The sequence below is a fragment of the Ramlibacter pallidus genome (assembly GCF_015070875.1).
GTDB classification, from domain to species: Bacteria; Pseudomonadota; Gammaproteobacteria; order Burkholderiales; family Burkholderiaceae_C; genus Ramlibacter; species Ramlibacter pallidus.
The window spans coordinates 82,718-104,861 of the sequence record NZ_JADDIV010000001.1; the positions used below are offsets into that span (position 1 = coordinate 82,718).

Below are 22,144 nucleotides of genomic sequence, written 5' to 3' on the forward strand. Positions count from 1 at the left end.
GGCTCAGGGCCCCGGGCCGATCGTCACCAGGTCCTGCTGCCCCGCCACGTAGGCCTCGGCATACGCCAGCTCGCCGGCGCTCTGCGCATGCAGCCGGAACAGCGGCTGCCCGCGTTCGACCCGCTGGCCGAGCTTCACTTCCATCGTCACGCCGGCGGCGCGCGCCGCGGGCGCCCCCGCCAGCTTGGCCGCCATCGCGATGCGGCGGTTGTCCACGCCGGTGACGACGCCGGCGGCCCGGGCCACGCAATCGGCCGTGTACAGCGCCCGCGGCGGCTCGCGCATGCCGCCCTGTGCGCGGCAGATCGCCTGGAACTTGACCCAGGCGCGGCCGCTGTCCAGCGCGTCGCGCGCCATGGCGCTGCCCTGCCCGTCCGCGGCCAGGCCCGCGATCTCCAGCACGTGGCCGGCAAGCAGCAAGGCGCGCGCCCGCAGGTCGGCCGGCGCGGCCGGCAGGCGCTGCAACACCGCAAGCACGTCCCAGGCCTCGAGCGCCGGGCCGATGCCGCGGCCGACCGGTTCGGCCCCATCGGTCTGCACCACGCGCAGTTGCAGGCCGACAGCCGTCCCGACTTCGACCAGCGCCGCCGTCAGCGCGTCGGCGGCTGCACGGCTGCGCACTTTCGCCGTGGGCCCGACGGGAATGTCGATCAGGACGCGTTCGGAGCCGGCCGACGCCTTCTTCGAGAGCACGGAAGCGACCATCTGCGCGGTGCCGTCCAACTCGAGGGGCCGCTCCACCCGGATCAGCACGTCGTCCGCCGGGCTGAGCTGCACCGCGCCGCCCCAGACCACGCAGCCGCCTTCGCGTTCGACCACGCGCCGCATGGCCGGCAGGGCGAGGTCCACCGGCGCCAGGGTCTCCATCGCGTCCGCCGTTCCCGCCGGCGAGGTGATGGCCCGCGACGAGGTCTTGGGCATGGTGGCGCCGCAGGCGGTGGCGATGGCCACCACGAGCGGCGTGGTGCGGTTGCCCGGCAACCCGCCCACGCAATGCTTGTCCACCACAGGGTGCGACGGCCATCGCAGGCGCTCGCCCACGTCGATCATCGCGCGCGTGAGCGCCACCGTCTCGGCGGCGGACATGCGGTCGCCCGCGCAGGCGGTCACGAACGAGGCCAGGTGCAGGTCGGACAGGCGGTTGCCGGCGACGTCGCGCATGATCGCGAGCAGCTGCGGGTATGCCAGCGGCACGCCGTAGACCTTCGCGCGGATGTGGCGCTGCGAATCGAGCACCGGCGGATGCCGCACGGAGAGGCTCTCGCCTTCAGCCGGGTGCAGCATGCGCCACGCCGCCTCGGACAGGCCCGCTTCCCCGTGGCGCAGCCAGTCGGCGAGCACGTGGTGCACGGTGGCGATCAGCGTCCTGTCGCCCAGGGAGAGCTCCACCCGCGCCTGCGACTGGAAGCCTTCGGCGCGGCAGACGGGGCAGTCCGCACGCATGTAGACAACGGGCGCCTGGTAGGTGTCGATGCCGGCGCGGCGGGCGACGAGGCTGGCGGCGCCCCGGGGCTGCGAGGGCCGCGGCGTCACAGTTCGACGGCCTGCATGTGTTCGGCCACCGTGCAGTCCCACCCGTGCGCCTCCTGCACGCCCAGGCGCAGGCTGTCGGCGGCCACCGGTTCGCCGTGGGTCAAGAACACGCGCTTCGGCGGGCGCGGCAGGCGGCCCAGCCAGGCCAGCAGCTCGCGCCGGTCCGCGTGAGCGGAGAGCGAGCCGAGGTTCACCACCTCCGCGCGCACCGGGATGTACTCGCCGTGGATCTTGATCTCGCGCGCGCCGGCCACCAGGGCCGCGCCGCGGGTGCCCGCGGCCTGGTAGCCGGCGAGCAGGATGGTGTTGCGATGGTCCGGCGCGAACGCCTTCAGGTGGTGCACCACGCGGCCGCCGGTGGCCATGCCGCTGGCGGAGATGATGATGGCCGGGTAGCGCAGGTCGTTGAGCTTGCGCGACTCCTCCACGGTGTTGACGATCCGGGCCGCATGGCACATGCGGTGGCACTGCTCGGCGTCGAGCCGGTGCTCCGCGCGGTGGCGGTGGTAGATGGCCGTCGCGTCCGCCGCCATCGGGCTGTTCAGGAACACCGGCAGGTCGGGGATGCGGCCGGCGCGCTTGAGCTCCGCGATCAGGTACATCAGGGCCTGCGCCCGCCCCACCGCGAACGCCGGCACGATGACGATGCCGCCGCGGGCCGCCGTGCGGTCCACGGTCTCGGCCAGCAACGTGGCCGGGTCCTCCTGCGCGTGCAGGCGGTCGCCGTAGGTGGACTCCATGACGACGTGGTCGACCGCCGGCGGCGGCTCCGGCGGCCGCATCAGGAGGTCGTGGTCGCGCCCGAGGTCGCCCGAGAAGAGCGCGGTGCCGCCGTCCCAGGCGACTTCCACGCTGGCCGCACCGAGGATGTGGCCCGCGGGGTGGAAGTGCATCTGGACGCCCGGGATGGGCTCGAACGCCTGCCGGTACGGGCGCGACTTGAACAGCTTCAGCGCGCGCCGCCCGTCCTGCTCCGTGTACAGCGGCAGGGCCGGCTTGTGCTTCGAGAACGCATGCCGGTTGGCATAGAAGGCGTCTTCCTCCTGCAGGTGGCCTGCATCGGGGAGCAGCAGCCCGCACAGGTCGCGCGTCGCTTCCGTGGCGAACGCCGGTCCGTGGAAGCCCTGCCGCGCCAGCGCGGGGAGATAGCCGCTGTGGTCGATGTGCGCATGGGTCAGCACCACCGCGTCCACCGTGGCGGGATCCAGCGGGAACCGATCCCAGTTGCGCAGGCGCAGCTGCTTCAGCCCCTGGAACAGGCCGCAGTCCACCAGCACGCGGCGGCCGCCGTGCTCGAGGAGGTACTTGGATCCGGTGACGGTGCCGGCGGCACCCATGAAGGTCAGTCGCATTCGGTATTCCGGTCTCGCCGCCGCCGATCGCGGCATGCCGTGACCTTAGGGCCCGCGGGCGTGCCGCGCTTGACCTGCATCAAGCCCACGCGGGCGCGGCTTCAGCCCGCGAGACGGGCCGCGGCCACGCCCGCGATGCCGGCTGCGCCGACCACGAGGAAGCCGCCGAGGACCTGCCCGCCGAAGCCACGGCCACCGACGAACCCGGCGAGCGCCGCCTTGCTCGCCATGTTGGCCAGCACGGCCAGCGCGATGGCGGTGGCGGCGACCGCCACCGTGAGCTCCCCTTGCGCCTGCAGTTGCAGGGTGGAGATGAGGATCGCGTCGACGTCGGCGAGGCCCGAGAGGAAGGCGGCGCCATAGAGACCGGCGGCGCCCAGGTGTTCGCGGGCGAAGCGCACCGCCACGGCGATCGCGGCGAGCAGGAGCGCGAAGCCGAGGGCCGCCTGCAGGTCGAACACCCGCAGCCGCGGCCGGTCGGACCGCTGCTGGCCCGTTCGCGGCGGCGAGCGGCGCCACCGCCAGGCCGCGACGGCGAAGGAAGCGGCGGCCAGCCACACCAGCAGCCCGCCGATGGCCACCGCCAGCCGCGGCTGCAGGATCGCCGTGACCACCGCCATGCGCAGGAACATGACGCCGCTCGCGGCGACCGCACCGGCGGCCGCCGCGCCCGTGGCCGATGCATCCTGCGCCACGGAGCGTGCCAGCGACAGCGTCGCGGCGGTCGACGACACGAGCCCGCCCAGCACGCCGGTCCAGAGCAGACCCTGCTGGTCCCCGCGCCAGCGGGCGGCGACGTGGCCCGCCAGCGACAGGGACGCCACCAGGAGCACGGCGATCCAGAGCCGGAACGGGTTCCACGCCGCGTAAGGTCCGTAGCCGGCGTCGGGCAGCAGCGGGAGCACGGCCGCGGTGAGCACCGCGAGCTGCAGCACCGCGTTGAGTTCCGCCGGCGCGATGCGCCGGATGCCGCCGTGCAGTTCCCGCTTGAGGCCCAGGAGCAAGGCGACGACGGCGGCCGCGCCGGCCGCCAGCAGCACGTTCCCGCGTGCCGCCAGCGCGCCGAGGCCGAAGGTGACCAGCGCGGCGACCGCGGTCGTGATGCTCACGCTGCCCAGCGCCGACGCGGCGCGGCCGAAGGACACGGCGAACAGCACGGCGAGGCCGACCAGGCCGGCGGAGAGCGCCACGGGGGATCCGTCGGCCAGGGCCAGGACCCCGCCCAGCAGGCCGATCAGCGCGAAGGTACGCAAGCCGGCCACGCGTCCACCCTCGGGCTGGTCGCGTTCCTGCCAGCCGCGCTCGAGCCCGATCAGGAGCCCGATCGCCAGGGCGGCGGCCAGCCGCGCCGCCACCTGCATCGCGCCGGGCCAGCTGGAGGGATCGGGGAGGGAAGTCAAGGAAGCGCCGGCCGTCGGATGCCTGGAGGAAAGGACGCACTGTAGGCCAGCCGAGCGCGGACCGCTTGACGCAACGCAAGTCGGCACGCGCGGCGCGGACTATCGTGGAACCTCACTTCGCTGCAAGCAAGGAGGACACCATGTTCAAGTCAAACGTCGGCACGGTCGACCGCGCCCTGCGCATCCTCGCCGGGCTGGTGCTGCTCGCACTGGTCGCCACCCAGGTGATCGGGCTCTGGGGGCTGGTCGGCCTGGTGCCGCTACTCACCGGCCTGCTGGGTTTCTGTCCGCTGTACACGGTGCTCGGCATCCGGACCTGCCCGGCGAGCACGGCCCGGTAGCGCCCTCCGCCGCGGCACGCGCCGCGGCGGAGCACTCCCGGCTAGCGCATCATGCCGCCGCCGAGGGCCATGCGGCGCATCATGCCGCGGTGGAAGGCGGCCATGCCGTCCTGCGCGAGCTCGCTCACTTCGGCCGCGTGGGCCTGGAGCGCGGCGGCGACCTTGGGGTCGGAGGAAGTGCGCGTGACGATCGCACCCGTGGCCGTCATTTCCACCTTCGACACGATCCTGTCGCGGTTGGCGAACAGCACCGGCAGCGTCTCGCTGAAGACGTTGAACTCCCGGCCCTCCTGCAGGCGCTGGGACATGCTGGCGACGTGGGCCTGGATGCTCCGCGCCACCTCGGGGTCGTTCGACTCCGTCACGGTGCGGACCCCGTCCGGCAAACGCGTGACGGAGCGCCGGATCTTCGCGTGGCTGGCGAAGAGATCGCGCACCACCGCCATGTCCGCGGCCGAGCCTGCATCCTGGCGCGTCAGCATGGCGGGCGACAGCATGTGCGAATGGCCACCCCCCATGCCGCCCATGCCGCCCATCATGCCTCCGTGCGGGCCCATGGCGGCGGCGGCGCCGAGCGCGAGCACGGCGGCGGCGCCGGCGGCGAGTTGGAGGAACCTGTTCATCGTGGATCTCCCGTGCCCGGTGGCATGCCGATGGCGCGTGAAGCGCGGCGACCGGGCGCGCCGCCTGCGCTCAGGAACTTGTGGACCAGCATCCCCGCCAGCATGGCCACCACGAACACCGCGGCCTTGGGCTGGCCCGCGGCCATCGACACGATGCCGGGGCCGGGGCAGAAGCCGGCGAGCCCCCAGCCGGCCCCGAAGATGAGCGAACCGACCACCAGGGGCTGGTCGATGTCGCGGCTGGTCGGCAGGTGCAGCGCACCGCCGACGAAGGTGGTGGTGCGCTTGCGCGCCAGCGCGAACGCGAAGAAGCCGACGAAGATCGCCCCGCCCATCACGAGGGCGAGCGACGGGTCCCAGGCGCCGAACAGGTCGAGGAAGCCCTGGACCTTGCCCGGGTCCGTCATGCCCGAGAGCAGGAGACCCCATCCGAACAGCAGGCCGACGAGGAATTCGATCGCGCGATGCATGGCATGGCTCCTTCAGAGGTGGCGGATCAGGAAGACGGTGAGGAAGCCGGTCGCCATGAAGGCGAGCGTCGCGACGAGCGAGCGCGGCGACAGCCGGGACAGGCCGCAGACCCCGTGTCCGCTGGTGCAGCCGGAGCCGTAGCGCGTGCCGAAGCCCACCATCAGGCCGGCCGCCACGATGGCGCCCATGCCCGCGTCGATCCGCGGCACGGGCAGGAAGCCTGCCGGCGCCAGCAGCGCGAACGTGACCGGCGCCGCCAGCATGCCGGCGAGGAACGCGAGGCGCCAGCCGGTGTCCCCCGGCTTCGGCCCGAGCAGGCCGCCCAGGATGCCGCTGATGCCCAGGATGCGCCCGTTGACGAGGATGAAGATCGCCGACGCGACGCCGAGCAGCATGCCGCCGGCGAGCGAGGCCCAGGGCGTGAAATGGGTCCAGTCGATGGTCATGGGGTCACTCCTTCGGTGTGGCGCGCGAACGGGCCGCCTTGCGCGCGGGCGGCCGGTCGCAGCAGAACTGCAGGTAAAGCGTCTCGATGACGGCCAGCGCCTGCGGGCTGGCCAGCGAGTAGTAGATGTTCTTGCCTTCGCGGCGCGTGGTCACGAGCGCGTCCTGCCGCAGCACCGTCAGCTGCTGCGACAGCGTCGGCTGCACGATGCCGAGGGCCGCCTCGATCTCGCCGACGTTGGCTTCGCCTTGCGAGAGGTAGCAGAGGATGAGGAGGCGGTCCGGGTTGGCGAGGACCTTGAGCAGGCCGCACGCATCGCGTGCCGCGGCCTGCATGTGCTCCAGGGGGAATGCGGTGGCTGCCATCGTCTTCATGTCGGTTGATCTGCGGACAGTCTATTGACTTTCAATATATTTGTCAATATATTATAAACAAGCCAAACGAGGAGCCCTTCCATGACCGCCACGTCCCGCCGCCCGCAAGTGCAATCCTTCTTCGACCCCGCGACCTGGACCGCGACCCATGTGGTCCACGACGGCCCCGGCAGTGCCTGCGCCATCGTCGACCCGGTGCTCGACTACGACCCGAAGTCGGGCCGCACCCGCACGGCCTCGGCCGACCGGCTGGCGGCGTTCGTCGGGGAACAGCGCCTGCGCGTCGAGTGGATCCTGGAAACCCACGCCCACGCGGACCACCTCACCGCGGCGCCGTACCTGAAGGCAAAGCTCGGGGGCCGCGTCGCCATCGGCGAGCAGATCACGACGGTGCAGAAGGTCTTCCAGGGCGTCTTCAACCTCGAGCCGGGCTTCCGCCAGGACGGGTCGCAGTTCGACCACCTGTTCCGCGACGGCGAGACCTTCCGCATCGGCGAACTCGCCGGCGAGGTGATGCACGTGCCCGGGCATACGCCGGCCGACGTCGCCTACCGCATCGGCGACGCGGTGTTCGTGGGCGACACCCTGTTCATGCCCGACGTGGGCACGGCCCGCTGCGACTTCCCCGGCGGCGACGCCCACGCGCTGTATGCGTCGGTGCGCCGGATCCTCGCGCTGCCGGGCGAGACGCGGCTGTTCCTGTGCCACGACTATCCGCCGGACTCCCGCCCCGTGGCGACCGAGACGACGGTGGCGGAACAGCGCGCGAAGAACATCCACGTGCACGACGGCGTGTCCGAAGCGGAGTTCGTCGACATGCGCACCCGGCGCGACGCCACGCTCGAGATGCCGGTGCTGATCCTACCTTCCGTGCAGGTCAACATCCGCGCCGGGGAACTGCCGCCGAAGGAAGGCAACGGCGTCGCGTACCTCAAGATCCCCGTCAACGCGCTGTAGCGATGCACCACCGCCTGCCCTCGCTGCCGGTCCTGGACTGGGGCCGCGGCTACGACCGCGAAACGCTCGCGGCCGACGCGCTCGCCGCCGCGATCGTCACCGTCATGCTGATCCCCCAGAGCCTCGCGTACGCGCTGCTCGCGGGGCTGCCGCCCGAGGTGGGCCTGTACGCCAGCATCGCGCCGCTGCTGGTCTACGCCGTCTTCGGCAGCAGCCGGGTTCTGGCCGTGGGACCGGTGGCTGTCGTGTCGCTCATGACGGCGGCCGCGATCGCGCCGCACGCCGCGGCCGGTTCCCCGGCGTACTGGGAAGCCGCGATGGCGCTGGCCCTGCTCTCGGGCGGCATGCTGCTCGCCTTCGGCCTGCTGCGCCTGGGCTTCCTCGCCAACTTCCTGAGCCATCCGGTGATCTCCGGCTTCATCAGCGCATCCGCCCTGGTGATCACCGCGAGCCAGCTGAAGACGCTGCTCGGTGTCCGTGCCGAGGGAGAGACGCTGCCCGCGCTGCTCGCCTCGATCGCCGGCCAACTTCCGCAAGCGAACGCAGCCACGCTCGCCGTGGGCGGCGGTGCGGTGGCCTTCCTGCTGTGGACGCGCGCGCGCCTGCAGCCGCTGCTCCTGCGCCTGGGCGTGGCGCCGCGCGCCGCGGGCATGCTGGCGAAGGCCGGCCCCGTGCTCGCGATCGTGGTGACCACCGCCCTCGCCTGGGCGTTCGACCTGCAGCGGTCCGGCGTGAAGGTGGTCGGGCAGATCCCGCAGGGCCTGTCGCCGCTGACGTGGCCCCGTTTCGATCCGGCGCTGTGGCGCGAACTGCTGGCGCCCGCGCTGTTGATCAGCGCGGTCGGGTTCGTGGAGTCGGTGTCCGTCGGCCACACGCTCGCCGCGCGCCGCCGCGAGCGCATCGAGCCCGACCAGGAACTGGTGGCCCTGGGTGCGTCCAACCTCTCGGCCGCGGTCACCGGAGGGTTCCCCGTGACCGGCGGCTTCGCCCGCTCCGTCGTGAATGCCGACGCGGGCGCCCGCACCCCGTTCGCGGGCGTGCTCACGGCCGCCGGCATCGCGGGGGCTTCCCTGCTCCTGACGCCGGCCCTGTTCCACCTCCCGCAGGCGACGTTGGCGGCCACGATCGTGGTGGCGGTGCTTTCGCTGGTGGACCTGAAGATGCTGCGCGACACCTGGGCGTACTCGCGCGCGGACTTCGTCGCGGCGACCGCCACCATGGCGGCGACGCTGCTCGCCGGCGTCGAGCAGGGCCTCGTGGCCGGCATCGCCGTCTCGCTCGGCCTGCACCTGTACCGCACGAGCCGGCCGCACATCGCGGTGGTGGGCCTCGTGCCAGGCACCGAACACTTCCGCAACGTGCTGCGGCACGACGTGCGCGTGAGCCCGCGGGTGCTGGGCCTGCGCGTCGACGAGAGCCTCTATTTCGCCAATGCGCGTGCGCTGGAGGACGCCGTGAACCGGGAAGTGGCCTCACGCCCGGAGCTGCGCCACGTCGTCCTGCAATGCACCGCGGTCAACGACATCGATGCGAGCGCGCTGGAGAGCCTCGAGGCGGTGATGGAGCGCCTGCAGGCCGGCGGCATCGCACTGCACCTCTCGGAAGTGAAGGGGCCGGTGATGGACCGGCTGCGCAAGACGGCCTTCCTGCGCCACCTGACCGGCAAGGTGTTCCTGTCGCAGTACGAGGCGGTGGCGGCGCTCGCGCCGGAACTCACGAAGGCGGCCCCTCCTCCCCCGGGCGCCGCCGGCGCAGCGTTCCCGACAGCTGCGTTCCCGGCGCGACCGTATTGAAGACCGTGCCGAACTTGCGCACGTTGTCGTGCAGCAGGTCCAGCCGCCGGTCCTCCTCGTCGGTGTCGACGACGATCTCGTAGACGATGGATTCCAGGCGCGGCGGCACGTCCCTCCGGACGCCGTGCACCCGCACCTCCACGCCGCGCAGGCGGAACTTCAGGATCGGGGTGACCCGCTCGATGCCCTTGATCATGCAGGCCGACAGCGCCGCCAGCAGCAGCTCCGCCGGATTGAAGGCGTCGGTGTTTCCCGCGGGATCCGTGTCGAGCGGGATCACCGCCTGCTTGCAGCGCGCCTCGCTGCCGTGCGCGTCACGCCGGCGGGCCGTGACGTCGAATTCCATGAGGGCCATGGCGCATTCCGGCGAGATCGCCGCTCCGGTTGCAGGGACAGTCCCTTCCCCCAGCATGCGCCTGGCGCCACCGGATCCGCTTGTCCTGGATCAACCGGCGCCGCCGGCCGCAGGGAGGGCGGGCGCTTAATCCGGCGCCAATCTTCGCCTCGCACCATGCGGGCTCTTCCAAGGAGCTCGCATGCCACCGCCATCCCCCTGCATCGCCATGGCCTCGCCGCTGCCGCCCGGTGGGCTCGCCGGCACGCGCGAGGCACCGCGGTTCAGCGTCTGCCTGCCCACCGACCCCGGCCGGCCCGCCGTCGAGGCCTTCATCCGGGACGTGTACCGGCGGCGGCACGGGGCGCGGGTGCGCAGCTTCATGCCGGTGCTGGTCTCGCTGCGCGACGCCTCGGGGATCGTGGCGGCGGCCGGGTACCGCAGCGCCGGTGCATCCCCGCTGTTCCTGGAACGCTACCTCGGCGCACCCGTCGAGACGCTGCTGGCCGGCGCCCGCGGCACGGCCCCGGACCGCGGCTCCATCGTCGAGGTGGGGCACCTGGCCTCCGCGCGGCACGGGGAAGGCCGCCGCCTGATCATGGCGCTGGGGCCGCACCTGGCGCGGCAGCGGTTCCAGTGGGTGGTCAGCACCGTCACGCAGGAACTGCGCAGCCTCTTCCTGCGCATCGGCGTCACGCCGCTGACCCTCGGCGCGGCCGATCCCGCCGCGCTCGGCGACGAAGCCGCCGACTGGGGCAGCTACTACGCGCATGCGCCGCTGGTGCTCGCGGGCCACCTGCCACTGGCCCTGCGCCACCTGGCCGGCCGCAACGCAGGGTCGCCGCGATGAGTGCCGTCAGCTCCCCCGCCCCCGCCGCGACGCTCGACGACGGCCACCGTGCCTGGACGCGGGCCGAACTCGACGAGGCCGTGTCGGAGTTCGCGCAGGTGCTGCGCCAGGGCCGGGTCCGCGTGCTCGCCACCTTGCTGGACAACTCCGTCGCCTGGGTGGTCGCGGACCTTGCCGCGGCGCGCTGCGGCAGCGTGCACGTGCCCCTGCCCGCCTTCTTCGCGCCGGAGCAGGTCACGCATGCGCTGCAGGCCACCGGCGCCGACGCTTTGCTGGTGAACGCGGAGACCGCGACACGCTGGCCGGGCGCACCGCAGGCGCGGCATGAAGTCGCGGCGGACCCGGTGGTCCTGCTTCGACTGCCAGGCGTGACGGTGCCCATGCCCGAGGGCACCGCCAAGGTCACCTTCACGTCCGGCACCACGGGAACGCCGAGGGGCGTGTGCCTGCGCGCGGAGGCGATGGACCGGGTTGCGCGCGGCCTGGTGCAGGCGATGGCGCCCTTGCGGATCGAGCGCCACCTGTGCGTGCTGCCCTTCGCCGTGCTGCTCGAAGACATCGCAGGCCTGGCGGCTTCGCGCAGGAACGGGTCGACCTGCGTGGTCGCGCCCCTGGCGCAACTCGGGCTGGAGGGTTCCTCCAGCTTCGACGCGTCGCGCTTCCACGCCGCCGTGCTCCGGCACCAGCCCGACAGCATCATCCTGCTGCCCCAGATGCTGCGGGCGTGGGCGGGCTATCTCGCGGCGACCCGGCAGCGCGCGCCCGCCGGGCTGAAGTTCGTCGCGGTGGGCGGGGCGCCGGTGGGCGCGCGGCTCGTGACGGCGGCCCGTGCGCTCGGCATCCCGGCGTACGAGGGCTACGGGTTGTCCGAAGGCGCCTCGGTGCAGGCCTTGAACCTGCCCGGCGCCAACCGCCCCGGCAGCGCAGGCCGTGCACTGCCGCACGCGCGCCTGCGCGTCGGCGCCGGCGGCGAGATCGAGGTGGCGGGCAGCCTCTTCGCCGGCTACCTCGGCGATGCGCAGGCCGTGCCCGAGTGGTGGCCGACCGGCGACCTCGGGACGATCGACGACGAGGGCTTCCTGCACGTGCAGGGCCGCAGCAGGAACGTGCTGATCACCTCGTTCGGCCGCAACGTTTCGCCCGAGTGGGTGGAAGGTGCGCTCCAGGAACAGTCGGCCGTCGGCGTGGCCGTCGTGTACGGCGAGGCGCAGCCCGCCCTGCACGCCGTGCTCTGGCCGGCGCGCGCGGACGCGTCCGACGCGGCGCTGCAGGCGGCGGTCGATGCCGCCAACGCCGGACTGCCCGACTACGCGCGCGTGCGGCACTGGGTGCGCGCCGCCGCGCCGTTCTCCGCCGCATCCGGCATGGCCACGGCCAACGGACGGCCCCGCCGCGCCGCCATCCTCCAGGCGCACGCCACCGCACTGGCGAACGCTGACCTCTCACGCAACGAACCCACGGAGTCTCCATGAACTTCCACGCACGACTGCTGGAACAGACCGCGGCCGACCGCGCCGCGCTGTTGTCCACGCCGATCATCCAGGGCTGCCTGCGGGGCGAGGTGTCCCTGCCCAGCTACCTCGCGTTCCTGCGCGAGGCGTACCACCACGTGCGGCACACCGTGCCGCTGATGCGCGCGCTGCAGGCACGCATCCCCGCCGGCCGCGGCTGGCTGGGCCCCGCGCTCGACGAGTACATCGAGGAAGAACAGGGCCACGAGGCGTGGATCCTCGACGACATCCGCGCCTGCGGCGGCGACGCGGAGGCGGTGCGCGACGGCCGCGCCGGCATGGCCACGGAAGTGATGGTGGCCTATGCGTACGACACGATCATGCGGCGCAACCCGCTGGGCTTCTTCGGCATGGTCCACGTGCTCGAAGGCACCAGCGTGTCGCTCGCCCTGCTGGCGGCGGACCGCATCCAGGCACCGCTGGCGCTGCCCGACGCCGCCTTCAGTTACCTGCGCTCGCACGGGACGCTGGACCAGGAGCACGTGCAGCACTTCCAGCGGCTGATGGACCGGGTCACCGATCCGGCCGACCAGGACGCCATCGTCCATGCGGCGCGGGTGTTCTTCCGCCTGTATGGCGACGTCTTCCGCGGCTTGCCGCTGCCGCAGGCGCGCACGGCCGGCACGGAGGTGGCGGCATGAAGGCGGCCGAGGCCCGCGTGCTGCTCACGGGCGCCGGCGGCGGCATCGGGCAGGCGACGGCGCGGGCGCTCGCCGCCACGGGCGCCGCGCTGCTGCTGGCCGGGCGCTCGCCCGGCCGCCTCGCCGCCCAGGCCCGGGCCCTGCAGCAGCAGGTGCCCGGCGCGGAGGTCCGCTGGGAAGAAGCCAACCTGCGGGACCCGGGCGCGATCCCGTCGCTCGCCGCCGCGGCCCGCGACCACGCCTGCAACGTGGTGGTGCACGCCGCCGGCCTGCCGCAGTTCGGGCATCTCGACGATTGCGATGCGGCCACGATGGCGCGCGTGCTGGACACCAACCTCCTGGCGCCCATGCTCCTGACGCAGGCGCTGCTGCCGCACCTGCGCACCCTGCCGCGGGCGCAGGTGATCTGCGTGGGCTCCGCGCTCGGCGCGATCGGCCTGCCCGGCTACAGCGTCTATTGCGCCAGCAAGTTCGGCCTGCGCGGATTCGCGCAGGCGCTGCGGCGCGAACTGGCGGACACGCCCGTCCGCGTCCAGTACCTGGGACCCCGCAGCACGCGGACGGCCTTCAACGGGGCGGAGGTGGCAGCCTACAACCGCGCCACCGGCACGGCCATGGATTCGCCCGAGTCCGTGGCGCAGGCGCTTATGGCCCTGCTGGAAGCGGAGGCCGCCGAGCGGTTCCTCGGCTTCCCGGAGAAATTCGCGGCGCGCTTGAACGGCCTCGCTCCCGTGGCGCTGGACGGCGCCTTCGCCACGCACCGGCGCAGCCTTCCCGCGCGCCCCGCAACGCACCTGCAACCCATCGAAGAGGAGATGAAGAATGCCCATTGACCGGACCCCCTTCCTGCGCGCCGCCGGCGCACTCTTCCTGGCGCTGGCCGGCGCGCTGCCGATGGCGGGACACGCGGCGGCCGTGGACGACGCGGTGGCCGAACTGCAACGCGACTGGGAAGTGATCCGCTACCAGACGCCGGCATCGGAACGCGAGAAGCGCTTCGAGGCCCTGGCGGCCAAGGCGCGCAGGGTGAGCGAAGCTTTTCCCGGCCGCAGCGAACCGCTGGTGTGGGAAGGCATCATCGTGAGCTCGCACGCGGGAGAGAAGGGCGGGCTCGGGGCGCTCGGCCTCGTGAAGCAGGCGAAGGCGCTCTACGAGCAGGCGATCCGCATCGACGGCAACGTCCTGGAAGGCTCCGCCTACAACAGCCTGGGCGTCCTCTACGACAAGGTGCCGGGCTGGCCGGTCGGGTTCGGCGACAAGGCGAAGGCCGGCGAACTCCTGCGGCAGGCCCTGGCGATCAACCCCAGGGGCATCGATCCGAACTTCTTCTACGCCGAGTACCTGGCCGGGACCAAACACCCCGAGCAGGCGATCCCGTACCTGGAGCGCGCGCTGCAGGCACCGGACCGGCCCGGCCGCCAGGTGGCGGACACCGGCCGGCGCGAGGAGGCCCGGGTGCTGCTCGAGAAGCTCAGGTCGAAGTAGGACGCGCGAACCGGACGACGGCACGCACCGCGTGGCCGCCCGCGCCGGCGTCGTACACCACCTCCAGCCCGTGCAGCGCCGCGATGCGCTGCACGATGGAGATGCCCAGGCCGCTCCCCGCTTCCACCTGCCCCGGCGGCCGGTGGAAGCGCTGGCCCAGCGCGGCGAGCTGTTCGGGCGGCAGCGGTCCGCCCGCGTTCTCGACTTCGATGCCGTCCTCGCCCATCCGCAGGGCGACGGTGCTACCGGCCGGCGCGTAGCGGGCCGCGTTGTCCACCAGGTTGCGCAGCAGCACCGTGAGCAAGTGGCCGTCGCCCACCAGCGGCAGTGCCGGCCGGCCGGAGGACGGCCAGTCGCACACCAGCTCGATGTCCCGGCGATGCGCCAGCTCCAGGCAATCGCCCATGACCTGTTCGACGATCGCGGGCCAGTCGACGTCGGCCCCCGCGTGGACGGGCGCCGTGCTCTCCGCCCGGGACAGCGCCAGCATCTGCGTCACCAGCCGGTCCATCCGCGCGAGCCCGGCATCCATCTGCTGCTGCGCGCGGGCGCGCTCCTCGTTGCTCCTGGACCGCTTGACCACGTCCCACTGCGCCCGGAGCACGGCCAGCGGCGTGCGCAGTTCGTGCGCCGCTTCCGCGGTGAAGCGCCGCTCGCGCGCCAGCAGGCTCTCGATGCGCGCGAACAGGCTGTTCATCGCGGCGAGCAGCGGCCGCAGTTCGGCCGGCGCCTGCGCATCGGCCACCGGCGTCAGGTTCTCGCCGTCGCGCGCCCCGAGGTCGCCGGTGAGCTCGTGGATCGGGGCGAGGGCCCGCCGCACGGCCCACGCCATCGCGAACAGCAGCACCGGCAGCACCAGCAGCCAGGGGAGGACCTGGCTGCCCACCAGGGACAGCACCAGCTCGTCGCGCTCGTAGGCGGCCTGGCCCGAAGCGACCAGCGCGCCGGAAGGCGCCTGCAGGTAATACAGCCGCCACGGCCGGCCGCCGACCGCCTCGTCCACGAAACCCACGGCATCGCGGCGATACGGCAGGCTGCCGCCCTCGCGGTCGGCGACCTGCAGGCGGCCGTCCTTGTCCCACACCGCGACCGCGAGGTCCCGGACGTCGCTCTCGCCGCTGTCCGGCGCGCCCGGGGCCGGCAACGGCGGCAGCTGCGGCAGGGCCGCCTCGGGCGACGCCGCGGGCCTCTGCGTCGCGAGCACCTGGCGGGCCAGCCGGATCAGCTCCGTGTCGTACAGCTCGTTGACCTGGTAGCGCGCGCGGTCGACGGAGAAGAGCAAGGCCACGCTCCACACGAGCGGCGCGCACGCCAGCAGGTAGAGCATCAACCGGCGCTGCAGGCTCATGGCAGGGGCTCGGGTGCGCCGAGCGCATAGCCGACGCCGCGCACCGTGCGCACGATGCCGGGATCGATCTTGCGGCGCAGGTGGTGGACGTGGACTTCGAGCGCGTTGCCTTCCGGTTCGGCGGCGCTCCAGTCGTAGAGCTTGTCGCGCAGCAGGGCCTTGGACAGCACGCGTTGCGGTTCGAGCAGCAACGCTTCCAGCAGCGCCAGTTCGCGCGCGGTGAGCTCCACCGCCTGCCCTTTCCATCGCACCCGCTTCGCGGCCGGCTCGTATTCGAGCGCGCCGTGCTGCCACACCGGCTGCGCCCGTCCCGACGCGCGGCGCAGCAAGGCACGCAGGCGGGCCGCCAGTTCGTCGATGGTGATCGGCTTGAGCAGGTAGTCGTCGGCACCGGCATCGAGCCCGGCGATGCGCTGGTCCACGCCGTCCCGCGCCGTGAGGATCAGCACGGGCAGCTTGACGCCGCGACCACGCCAGCGCCGCAGCCACTCCATGCCGTCGCCGCCGGGAAGGCCGAGGTCCAGGACGATGGCGTCGTAGGGCGCCGCGAGCATCGCGGCATCCGCCTCGGACCCCCGCACGAACCAGTCGGCCGCGTGGCCCAGCTGGCGCAGGCCCGCGGCCAGGGCCTGGCCCAGGAGCGCCTCGTCCTCGACGATCAGGACACGCATGCAAAGGTCCGGTGCGGGAGGTTCAGGGCATGGCTCCGCGGCTCACGGGGAGCATCCACGGAGCACCGCGCAGCGCAGCCGCGGTGCGAGGCGCAGCACCAGGTCGACGGAGGGTGGTTCGCCCTCCAGGGCCAGGTAGACCACGGCGTACAGCCCGGCATCCACCACCGCCGCGGCGGCCAGCAGCAGCGCGGCGCAGCACACCGCGAGCGCGCGGCGCACCGGCGCGCTGCGGGGCAGGAAAGCGGCAATCCCATGAGCATCCACGCACGGCCTCCACAGGCGGGTCCGCCGGCGGACTGCCGGCGCCGTGGATCGTGGCGGCGCCGGATTGGGATTGGCTTAAGGCCACCTGCGCGGCGTGCGTTCAGGACAGGATCCAGCGCGCCAGCTGCTTCGCTTCGCGCTCGCTGATGGGGGGGCGCTCGTCGCCGTTCGGCATCCGCGCCGGCCCCCAGTGCGGGCCGAGGTTGGCGTCGCTGCCATGGCGGATCACGGCGACCAGCTTCGCCTGCGGCTTGTCCATCTTTCGGTACAGGGCCTTGATGGTCTGGAAGGACGGGCCGATGGCGTGCCGGTCGACGGCGTGGCACTGCAGGCATTGCTTCTCCTGCGCCAGCTTCGCGTCGGCCAGTGCCTGCCCCGGCACCGCGGAGGCGAGGACGATGGCGGCGATCAGGAAGGATTTCATTCGGGCTCCCGGGACTACAGGGCCCGAAGGTAGCTCCGCGGCGGCGCGGACGGTTGATCTGGCGCAAGCGCGAGCCGATCTGGCCCGCGTCCACGGAGATGCGGCGTCACTCGACGAACAGCTCGTTGCGCACGGAGCGGGTGATCGCCGCCACCGCCGGGTGCGTGATGCGCCGCTCCGCCGAGATGCCGTAGAACTCCTCCACCAGGTCGGTGGCGACCCCGAGCGTCACCACGCCGTACTGCCGCTCGATCTCCTTCGCCAGCACCGCCGGGGCGGGGAACGCGCCGCGGCCTTCGCGCCCGAAGGCCTTCATCAGCGCCCCGTCGTCGAATTCGGCGGCGATGCGCGGCGCGATGCCCTGCTCGCGCAACCAGGCGTCCACGCGGGGACGCAGGGCCGAATCCGAGCCGGGCAGCAGCAGGGGAAGGCCGGACAGGCAGCCCGGGAACTTCGCGCGCGCCCGCCGCGCGGTGGTGTCCATGCGCGCCAGCAGGGCCGGCGCCGCGAAGAAGGCGATCCGGCTGCGCCCCAGCAGGTGCGTGAAGGCCTTGACCCCCAGGTGGCCGGGCATCGGCACGTCGGACAGCACCAGTTCCAGCCGCCGCAGCGCCAGGTCGCCCAGCAGCGCGGGCAGCTTGCCTTCGGCGCACTGCAGCCGCAGGGGACTGTCGCCCCGCAGCGCCGGCTCCACCACGTGGTACGCGACGGATTTCGGCACCGAGTCGGCGATGCCGATGCGCAGCAGGGGAGCCGGCGCCCCGGCCCGGTCGCCCCGCAGCGCGTCCTGCAGTTCCGCGCCGAGGCCGAAGATCTCGTCGGCGTACTGCATCACCAGCCGGCCGGCTTCCGTCGGCTCCACGCCGCGGCCCGCCTTGCGCAGCAGGCGCTGGCCCAGGCGCTCTTCGAGTAGGCGGATCTGCCCGCTCAGCGTCTGCGGCGCGAGGTGCAGCTGCTCGCTCGCCCGCAGGACGCCGCCGCTGCGCACGACCGTCCAGAAGTACTGCAGGTGCTTGTAGTTCATGGGGTCTCCGGAAGCTTCGGGATTATCGAAGTGTTTCGCCTCATTTCCGAATTTTCCCGAAGACAGGACGTGCCTACATTCACCTGCCAGGCCGTTGCGGAAGCAAAGGCCTCCATTCCCTGCCGAAAGGAACCGCCATGTTCATCGACCTTCGCACCCCCGGGCTGCGGCTTCCCCGCGGCCGCTCGCACGGCCTGCTGCAGCGCGTGCGCAATGCCTTCCGCCACGCGGCCGGCGAGGTCTCGCACGTGCTGGTGCGCGTGCGGCCCGCTCCGGGACCCCGCGCATCGGCGCTGCGCGACTGCACGATCGAGGTCCGCCTGCACAGCGGCGAAGTGGAAGTGGTGCGCGAGCGCCGGCGCCGGCTGGTCGGCGTGCTCGCGCGCGCCCTGCAGCGCGCGTGGGAGCTGATGCAGCGGCGGCTGGGCCTGTCGCTCCCGCCATCCGCCTCGCGCCGCCTGCAGGCACCGCTGCACGCGCGGCTCCTGCCGGCGCCCTCCCTTCCTTCCACCGGCGAGCGAAACGATGGATGACCTGCACTTCGCGCTGCTGCCCGGCTCGCTGGCACTCGCCTGCGTCGCCGCGGCGCTGGTCGGTCGCCGCCGCGGCGAAGCGCCGCGCGACCTGAGGCTGCTGCTCGCCGCCGGGCCTCGCTGGGTGGCCTCTCCCTCCTCTTCCTTTCGCTACGAGACCTCGCGTGACCGAATTCCTGCTGCAACCCTTCCTGGGCCAGGCCACCTGGCTGTGGCTCCTGTTCGTCGGCATCGTCGCCGCCCTGCTCGCCTTCGACCTCGGCGTGCTGCACCGCGACGACCACGAGATCGAGGTGGCGGAAAGCCTGTGGCTTTCCGCCGGCTACATCGGCGTGGCCGTGCTCTTCGGCGGCTGGCTCTGGTGGCACCTGGGCGCCACCAGCGGCATGGAGTACTTCACCGGCTACCTCATCGAGAAATCGCTCTCGATGGACAACGTGTTCGTCATCGCGCTCATCTTCGGCTTCTTCGCGGTTCCGCGCCAGTACCAGCACCGCGTGCTGTTCTGGGGCATCCTGGGCGTGATCGTGCTGCGCGCCATCATGATCGGCGTGGGCGCGGCGCTCGTCACGCAGTTCTCCTGGGTCCTCTACGTGTTCGGCGCCTTCCTGGTCCTGACGGGCCTGAAGATGCTCTGGATGGCGGACCACCAGCCGAACCTGGAGGCGAACCCGCTGCTGCGGCTGCTGCGCAAGCTGGTGCGGGTCACGCCCGACCTGCGGGGCAATGCCTTCGTGGTGCGCGAGCCGCACCCGGTGAGCGGCAAACCGGTGCTGTGGGCCACGCCGCTGCTGCTCGCGCTGTGCCTGGTGGAGTTCACGGACCTCGTGTTCGCCGTGGATTCCGTGCCGGCGATCTTCGCGATCACCACGGACCCGTTCATCGTCTACACCAGCAACATCTTCGCCATCCTCGGCCTGCGCGCGCTCTACTTCGCGCTGGCGGCGATGATCCATCGCTTCACCTACCTCAAGTACGCGCTGGCGCTGGTGCTGGTCTTCATCGGCGGCAAGATCTTCCTGGTGAACATCACGGGCAAACTGCCGCCCGCCATCAGCCTCGGCGTGACCTTCGGGCTCATCGCCGGCGGGGTGCTGCTGTCGCTGTGGAAGACGCGCGACCGCGGCCCGGGGACCGGCAGGTCCCTCAGTCCAGGAGCATGAACGTGAACAGCACCTTGGCCGCGATGCCGGCGAGCGCCAGGGCCAGCGCGGCCAGCGCCGCCCAGGCGAGCCGGCGCCGGCGCACCCTGGAGGCGGTCGACCCTTGCATCGCGGCAGCCTCGGCGTGCGGGGCCACCGTTCAGTGCGCCGGAGCCGGCAGCGCGGCGGCGTCGTGGCCGGGCGAGGATGCGCCCGGCCGCAGGCGCCCATGCACCTCCAGCACGACGCCGCCGACGCCGGCCACCGCCAGGGCGCCGGCCAGCAATCCGCCGAGCACCGGGATCCGGCTCGCCAGCAGCACCACCAGCAGGGTCAGCGCATAGTAGCCGATCGCCGCGGGAATGCCTTGCGGCGCGCCGACCCGCAGCAGCGGCGGAAGGGTGCGGGCGACGAAGAGCACCCCGACCAGGAAGCCGAGCAGCAGCAGCACGGGATACACCGCGAGCAGCGCCAGTGCCAGCGGGATGCCGAGGATGGTCAGCACCAGCGTCACCGCCACCATCGGCAGCAGGAAGACGGCGGCCAGTCCGGCGGCGAACGCCGTGCCCGGCCGCGCCGCGATGCGCCCCGAAGCACCCGTGCCGAACGACGGTGCGGGCAGCAGGAAGACCGCCGCCACCAGCAGCAGCAGGGCGAGGTAGGACATTTCCGCCGGGGCGGCCGTCGCTCACGCCCGTGTCCGGTTCGCGCCGCACGGGGCCGGTGACCGTCGCACCTTCGGCCTTCTTCAGTTCCGCGGGCCAGACGTAGTCCAGGCGGCCGGCAATGCGCGCATTCGGGCCCAGCTCGACCTGCTCCGCCACCACGCGGACGTCGCCGCGCACTTCGGCGTTGATGGTGACCTTCTGCGCGGTCGCCACCAGCCCGCCGTCCACCCGGCCGTCGATCGTCACGTTGCCGCCGTACAGGGTGGCACCGCGCGCGACCGCTGCCGCCGGCGTCAGGGTGATGTTTCCACCCGTCGCGAACAGTTCGCCCCCGACGGTGCTTTCGATCGTGACGTCGCCGCCGACCGCACGGAGATCGTCCCCGACGGAGGCGCGCACGTCCACGGACCCGCCGGCAAGGGAGGCGTCTCCCTGCACGGGCTGGTCGACGACCACCTTGCCGCCCGCCGCCGTGAAATCGCCTTCGACGGCCGCCGCGGGCCGCACCTGGCCGCCGCCGGCGTACACGTTGCGGCTGGACGGGACGGTTGCGGCCGCGTCAACGGCCGCCGGCGAAGGAGCCTGCGCCCAACCCACGGCGGAGGCGGCCGCCAGGCAGAACGCGACGCAGTGGATGGCGCGACGGCCACTCCCGGAGCGCAAGCGGATGCGAGCCATGGTTCACCCTCCCCTCAGGTGGCGCAGGCGGTCGTCGTACTCGCCCTTGTCGATCTCGCCGCGCGCGAAGCGCTCGCGCAGGATCTCCAGCGGCCGGTCGCCGGCCCCCGCGCGGGAGTTCGTGGCCCAGCGGAACACCGCGGCGACCACGACGATGAGGAGGACCCACCACAGCAGGTGCATCACACCCATCCAGGCCCAGCCGCCGGCGACGCTATCCCATGCCCACATGTGGTTCCACATGACATTCTCCTGGTGATCTGCGGCAACGATAGGCGTGCATCGCCGGTGGGGACTTGATCCCACTCAAGCGGCTGCGGCTGCGGCAGCGGCCGCGGTCATCGCGCAGGCCGCGCGGGCGCGACCCGGCGGTGCGGCAGCACCGGCGCCGGACTCCATTGCGGGCGGTCCTGCCGTCCGCTGTCCACCACCACCACGTAGCGGCCGGCATCCGGCACGACGTCGCGGTCGTCCTGCAGCACCCACATCGTCCGTCCTTCGCGCGCCGCACGCTCGTACTCGGCATCCAGCACCCCGTGGTGGTCCAGCAGGCGGTTCAGCGTGGCCGGGATGCGGATGCACCCCTTGGACTGCGGCGACCCGAGCCGCTGCTCGAGCACGTCGGGATCCGTCGCATGCATCTGCAGCCGCATCTCCACCACGGCGCCGTCGCCCCAGCCCTTGGGCACGCGCTGCCACCCGAGGTCGAAGACGCGCATGCCTTTCGCGCCGTAACCGCGGATGCCGTTCTCGTTGAACGTGCCCTCGGCGCGGAAGTCGGGGTTGCCCACGGTGTGGTCGAAGACCCCCAGCGGCGTTTCGAAATGGTCGAAGCTGCCGGGGCTGCCCGTGGACACCGGCGATGCGCCCACGAGCTGGTAGCTGCCTGCCGCAGAGCGCCACAGCAGCAGGAGCGCCTGCACCTGCGGGTCGCGGTCGACCACCGCGAGGTACTGGGCGCCGGCGGGGAACAGGTTCGCGCGCACGAGCGCGTCTTCCGCGAGCCGCGCATAGCGCTGCACCTCCTCCGCCGGCACCTCCAGCCGGCGGTCCACCACCGACCGGTACAGGGCCGCGAAGTCCGCGGGCGTCGCCGGAGCGGCCGATGCAATGCCGCACGCCGCCGCGAGGCAGGCGCCGGCGACGAGTGCCAGGAAACGTCTTCTGGGAGCACAGGAGTTCATGCGGTGCATTCTGGAAACACGGCGCGCGGCGCGCTTGCGCCAGATCAACTCGCGAACGCCCGCGTTGCCTAAATTGCAAGGGTGGCGATGTCCCA

Annotated in this window: 27 protein-coding genes; 10 read left to right on the plus strand and 17 right to left on the minus strand. The window is 72.6% G+C overall.

The window, feature by feature from the left end; translation table 11 throughout:
• Positions 1–3 precede the first annotated feature (3 nt).
• The 3 genes from IM787_RS00430 to IM787_RS00440 form a co-directional block, all read right to left on the minus strand.
• Complete coding sequence (locus tag IM787_RS00430) at positions 4–1,533, minus strand: thymidine phosphorylase family protein (RefSeq protein WP_193674663.1); 1,530 nt, start codon at positions 1,531–1,533, stop codon at positions 4–6.
• The gene (locus IM787_RS00435) at positions 1,530–2,885 is read right to left on the minus strand and encodes an MBL fold metallo-hydrolase (protein ID WP_193674664.1); all 1,356 of its coding nucleotides are present in this window, start codon (positions 2,883–2,885) and stop codon (positions 1,530–1,532) included. Before IM787_RS00435 ends, IM787_RS00430 begins: the two co-directional genes overlap by 4 nt.
• 101 nt (positions 2,886–2,986) lie before the next feature.
• Positions 2,987–4,285 (minus strand): MgtC/SapB family protein, encoded by a 1,299-nt coding sequence (locus IM787_RS00440; RefSeq protein WP_227494025.1) that lies wholly within the window; start codon positions 4,283–4,285, stop codon positions 2,987–2,989.
• A gap of 140 nt (positions 4,286–4,425) precedes the next feature.
• Here IM787_RS00440 and IM787_RS00445 point away from each other — a divergent pair, with 140 nt between their 5' ends.
• Positions 4,426–4,626 (plus strand): YgaP family membrane protein, encoded by a 201-nt coding sequence (locus IM787_RS00445; RefSeq protein ID WP_193674665.1) that lies wholly within the window; start codon positions 4,426–4,428, stop codon positions 4,624–4,626.
• A gap of 41 nt (positions 4,627–4,667) precedes the next feature.
• On the opposite strand, the gene IM787_RS00450 is transcribed toward IM787_RS00445, so the two are convergent.
• The 4 genes from IM787_RS00450 to IM787_RS00465 are packed head-to-tail and all read right to left on the minus strand — an operon-like array spanning position 4,668 to position 6,539.
• Complete coding sequence (locus IM787_RS00450; protein ID WP_193674666.1) at positions 4,668–5,249, minus strand: hypothetical protein; 582 nt, start codon at positions 5,247–5,249, stop codon at positions 4,668–4,670.
• On the minus strand, positions 5,246–5,719 hold the full coding sequence (locus tag IM787_RS00455; protein ID WP_193674667.1) for a DUF6691 family protein: 474 nt from the start codon (positions 5,717–5,719) through the stop codon (positions 5,246–5,248). Before IM787_RS00455 ends, IM787_RS00450 begins: the two co-directional genes overlap by 4 nt.
• A 12-nt stretch (positions 5,720–5,731) precedes the next feature.
• Positions 5,732–6,166, minus strand: a complete 435-nt coding sequence (locus IM787_RS00460; RefSeq protein WP_193674668.1) for a YeeE/YedE family protein — start codon at positions 6,164–6,166, stop codon at positions 5,732–5,734.
• A gap of 4 nt (positions 6,167–6,170) precedes the next feature.
• Positions 6,171–6,539, minus strand: coding sequence for an ArsR/SmtB family transcription factor (locus IM787_RS00465; RefSeq protein WP_435531131.1), 369 nt, complete (start codon positions 6,537–6,539; stop codon positions 6,171–6,173).
• Positions 6,540–6,620: 81 nt separating this feature from the next.
• Here IM787_RS00465 and IM787_RS00470 point away from each other — a divergent pair, with 81 nt between their 5' ends.
• Both IM787_RS00470 and IM787_RS00475 read left to right on the plus strand, forming a co-directional pair.
• Positions 6,621–7,496: an MBL fold metallo-hydrolase gene (locus IM787_RS00470; protein WP_193674669.1), complete on the plus strand. Its 876-nt coding sequence runs from the start codon at positions 6,621–6,623 to the stop codon at positions 7,494–7,496.
• A gap of 2 nt (positions 7,497–7,498) precedes the next feature.
• Entirely contained in the window at positions 7,499–9,289 is a 1,791-nt protein-coding gene (locus tag IM787_RS00475; RefSeq protein ID WP_193674670.1) for a SulP family inorganic anion transporter, read from the plus strand.
• On the opposite strand, the gene IM787_RS00480 is transcribed toward IM787_RS00475, so the two are convergent.
• Positions 9,210–9,644 (minus strand): OsmC family protein, encoded by a 435-nt coding sequence (locus IM787_RS00480; RefSeq protein ID WP_435531132.1) that lies wholly within the window; start codon positions 9,642–9,644, stop codon positions 9,210–9,212. The two genes, IM787_RS00475 and IM787_RS00480, sit on opposite strands and share 80 nt — an antisense overlap.
• Before the next feature lie 181 nt (positions 9,645–9,825).
• Here IM787_RS00480 and IM787_RS00485 point away from each other — a divergent pair, with 181 nt between their 5' ends.
• From IM787_RS00485 to IM787_RS00505, 5 genes are read left to right on the plus strand one after another with little or no spacing between them, the layout of a single operon-like run.
• Positions 9,826–10,473, plus strand: coding sequence for a thermostable hemolysin (locus tag IM787_RS00485; RefSeq protein ID WP_227494026.1), 648 nt, complete (start codon positions 9,826–9,828; stop codon positions 10,471–10,473).
• Entirely contained in the window at positions 10,470–11,945 is a 1,476-nt protein-coding gene (locus IM787_RS00490; RefSeq protein ID WP_193674671.1) for an AMP-binding protein, read from the plus strand. Before IM787_RS00485 ends, IM787_RS00490 begins: the two co-directional genes overlap by 4 nt.
• Positions 11,942–12,625, plus strand: a complete 684-nt coding sequence (locus tag IM787_RS00495) for an iron-containing redox enzyme family protein (RefSeq protein ID WP_193674672.1) — start codon at positions 11,942–11,944, stop codon at positions 12,623–12,625. The genes IM787_RS00490 and IM787_RS00495 overlap by 4 nt, the downstream gene beginning before the upstream one ends.
• Positions 12,622–13,458, plus strand: coding sequence for an SDR family oxidoreductase (locus IM787_RS00500; protein ID WP_193674673.1), 837 nt, complete (start codon positions 12,622–12,624; stop codon positions 13,456–13,458). The genes IM787_RS00495 and IM787_RS00500 overlap by 4 nt, the downstream gene beginning before the upstream one ends.
• A complete protein-coding gene (locus IM787_RS00505; RefSeq protein WP_193674674.1) occupies positions 13,448–14,110 on the plus strand; it encodes a tetratricopeptide repeat protein in 663 nt (220 codons plus the stop codon). The genes IM787_RS00500 and IM787_RS00505 overlap by 11 nt, the downstream gene beginning before the upstream one ends.
• Here the strand turns inward: IM787_RS00505 and IM787_RS00510 are convergent.
• The 5 genes from IM787_RS00510 to nhaR form a co-directional block, all read right to left on the minus strand.
• Positions 14,097–15,458, minus strand: coding sequence for an ATP-binding protein (locus tag IM787_RS00510; RefSeq protein ID WP_193674675.1), 1,362 nt, complete (start codon positions 15,456–15,458; stop codon positions 14,097–14,099). The two genes, IM787_RS00505 and IM787_RS00510, sit on opposite strands and share 14 nt — an antisense overlap.
• Positions 15,455–16,129: a response regulator gene (locus IM787_RS00515; RefSeq protein WP_193674676.1), complete on the minus strand. Its 675-nt coding sequence runs from the start codon at positions 16,127–16,129 to the stop codon at positions 15,455–15,457. The genes IM787_RS00510 and IM787_RS00515 overlap by 4 nt, the downstream gene beginning before the upstream one ends.
• Before the next feature lie 42 nt (positions 16,130–16,171).
• Positions 16,172–16,396 carry a hypothetical protein gene (locus IM787_RS00520; protein WP_193674677.1) on the minus strand — a complete coding sequence of 75 codons (225 nt, stop codon included), beginning with the start codon at positions 16,394–16,396 and terminating at the stop codon, positions 16,172–16,174.
• A gap of 100 nt (positions 16,397–16,496) precedes the next feature.
• Positions 16,497–16,820, minus strand: coding sequence for a c-type cytochrome (locus IM787_RS00525; RefSeq protein ID WP_193674678.1), 324 nt, complete (start codon positions 16,818–16,820; stop codon positions 16,497–16,499).
• Positions 16,821–16,926: 106 nt separating this feature from the next.
• Positions 16,927–17,844, minus strand: a complete 918-nt coding sequence (gene nhaR / locus IM787_RS00530; protein ID WP_193674679.1) for a transcriptional activator NhaR — start codon at positions 17,842–17,844, stop codon at positions 16,927–16,929.
• A 137-nt stretch (positions 17,845–17,981) separates the two neighbouring features.
• On the opposite strand from nhaR, the gene IM787_RS00535 reads away from it, so the two are divergent.
• On the plus strand, positions 17,982–18,377 hold the full coding sequence (locus tag IM787_RS00535; protein WP_193674680.1) for a hypothetical protein: 396 nt from the start codon (positions 17,982–17,984) through the stop codon (positions 18,375–18,377).
• A 164-nt stretch (positions 18,378–18,541) separates the two neighbouring features.
• Positions 18,542–19,540: a TerC family protein gene (locus IM787_RS00540; protein ID WP_193674681.1), complete on the plus strand. Its 999-nt coding sequence runs from the start codon at positions 18,542–18,544 to the stop codon at positions 19,538–19,540.
• On the opposite strand, the gene IM787_RS21640 is transcribed toward IM787_RS00540, so the two are convergent.
• The 4 genes from IM787_RS21640 to IM787_RS00555 all read right to left on the minus strand — a co-directional run bounded on the left by IM787_RS21640 (position 19,524) and on the right by IM787_RS00555 (position 22,049).
• Entirely contained in the window at positions 19,524–19,649 is a 126-nt protein-coding gene (locus IM787_RS21640) for a hypothetical protein (protein ID WP_255528462.1), read from the minus strand. The genes IM787_RS00540 and IM787_RS21640 overlap by 17 nt on opposite strands.
• 30 nt (positions 19,650–19,679) lie before the next feature.
• Entirely contained in the window at positions 19,680–20,186 is a 507-nt protein-coding gene (locus IM787_RS00545) for a DUF8173 domain-containing protein (RefSeq protein WP_193674682.1), read from the minus strand.
• A 682-nt stretch (positions 20,187–20,868) separates the two neighbouring features.
• Positions 20,869–21,108: an SHOCT domain-containing protein gene (locus IM787_RS00550; RefSeq protein WP_227494027.1), complete on the minus strand. Its 240-nt coding sequence runs from the start codon at positions 21,106–21,108 to the stop codon at positions 20,869–20,871.
• A 95-nt stretch (positions 21,109–21,203) separates the two neighbouring features.
• Positions 21,204–22,049, minus strand: coding sequence for a L,D-transpeptidase (locus tag IM787_RS00555; protein WP_193674683.1), 846 nt, complete (start codon positions 22,047–22,049; stop codon positions 21,204–21,206).
• Between the last annotated feature and the right edge of the window lie 95 nt (positions 22,050–22,144).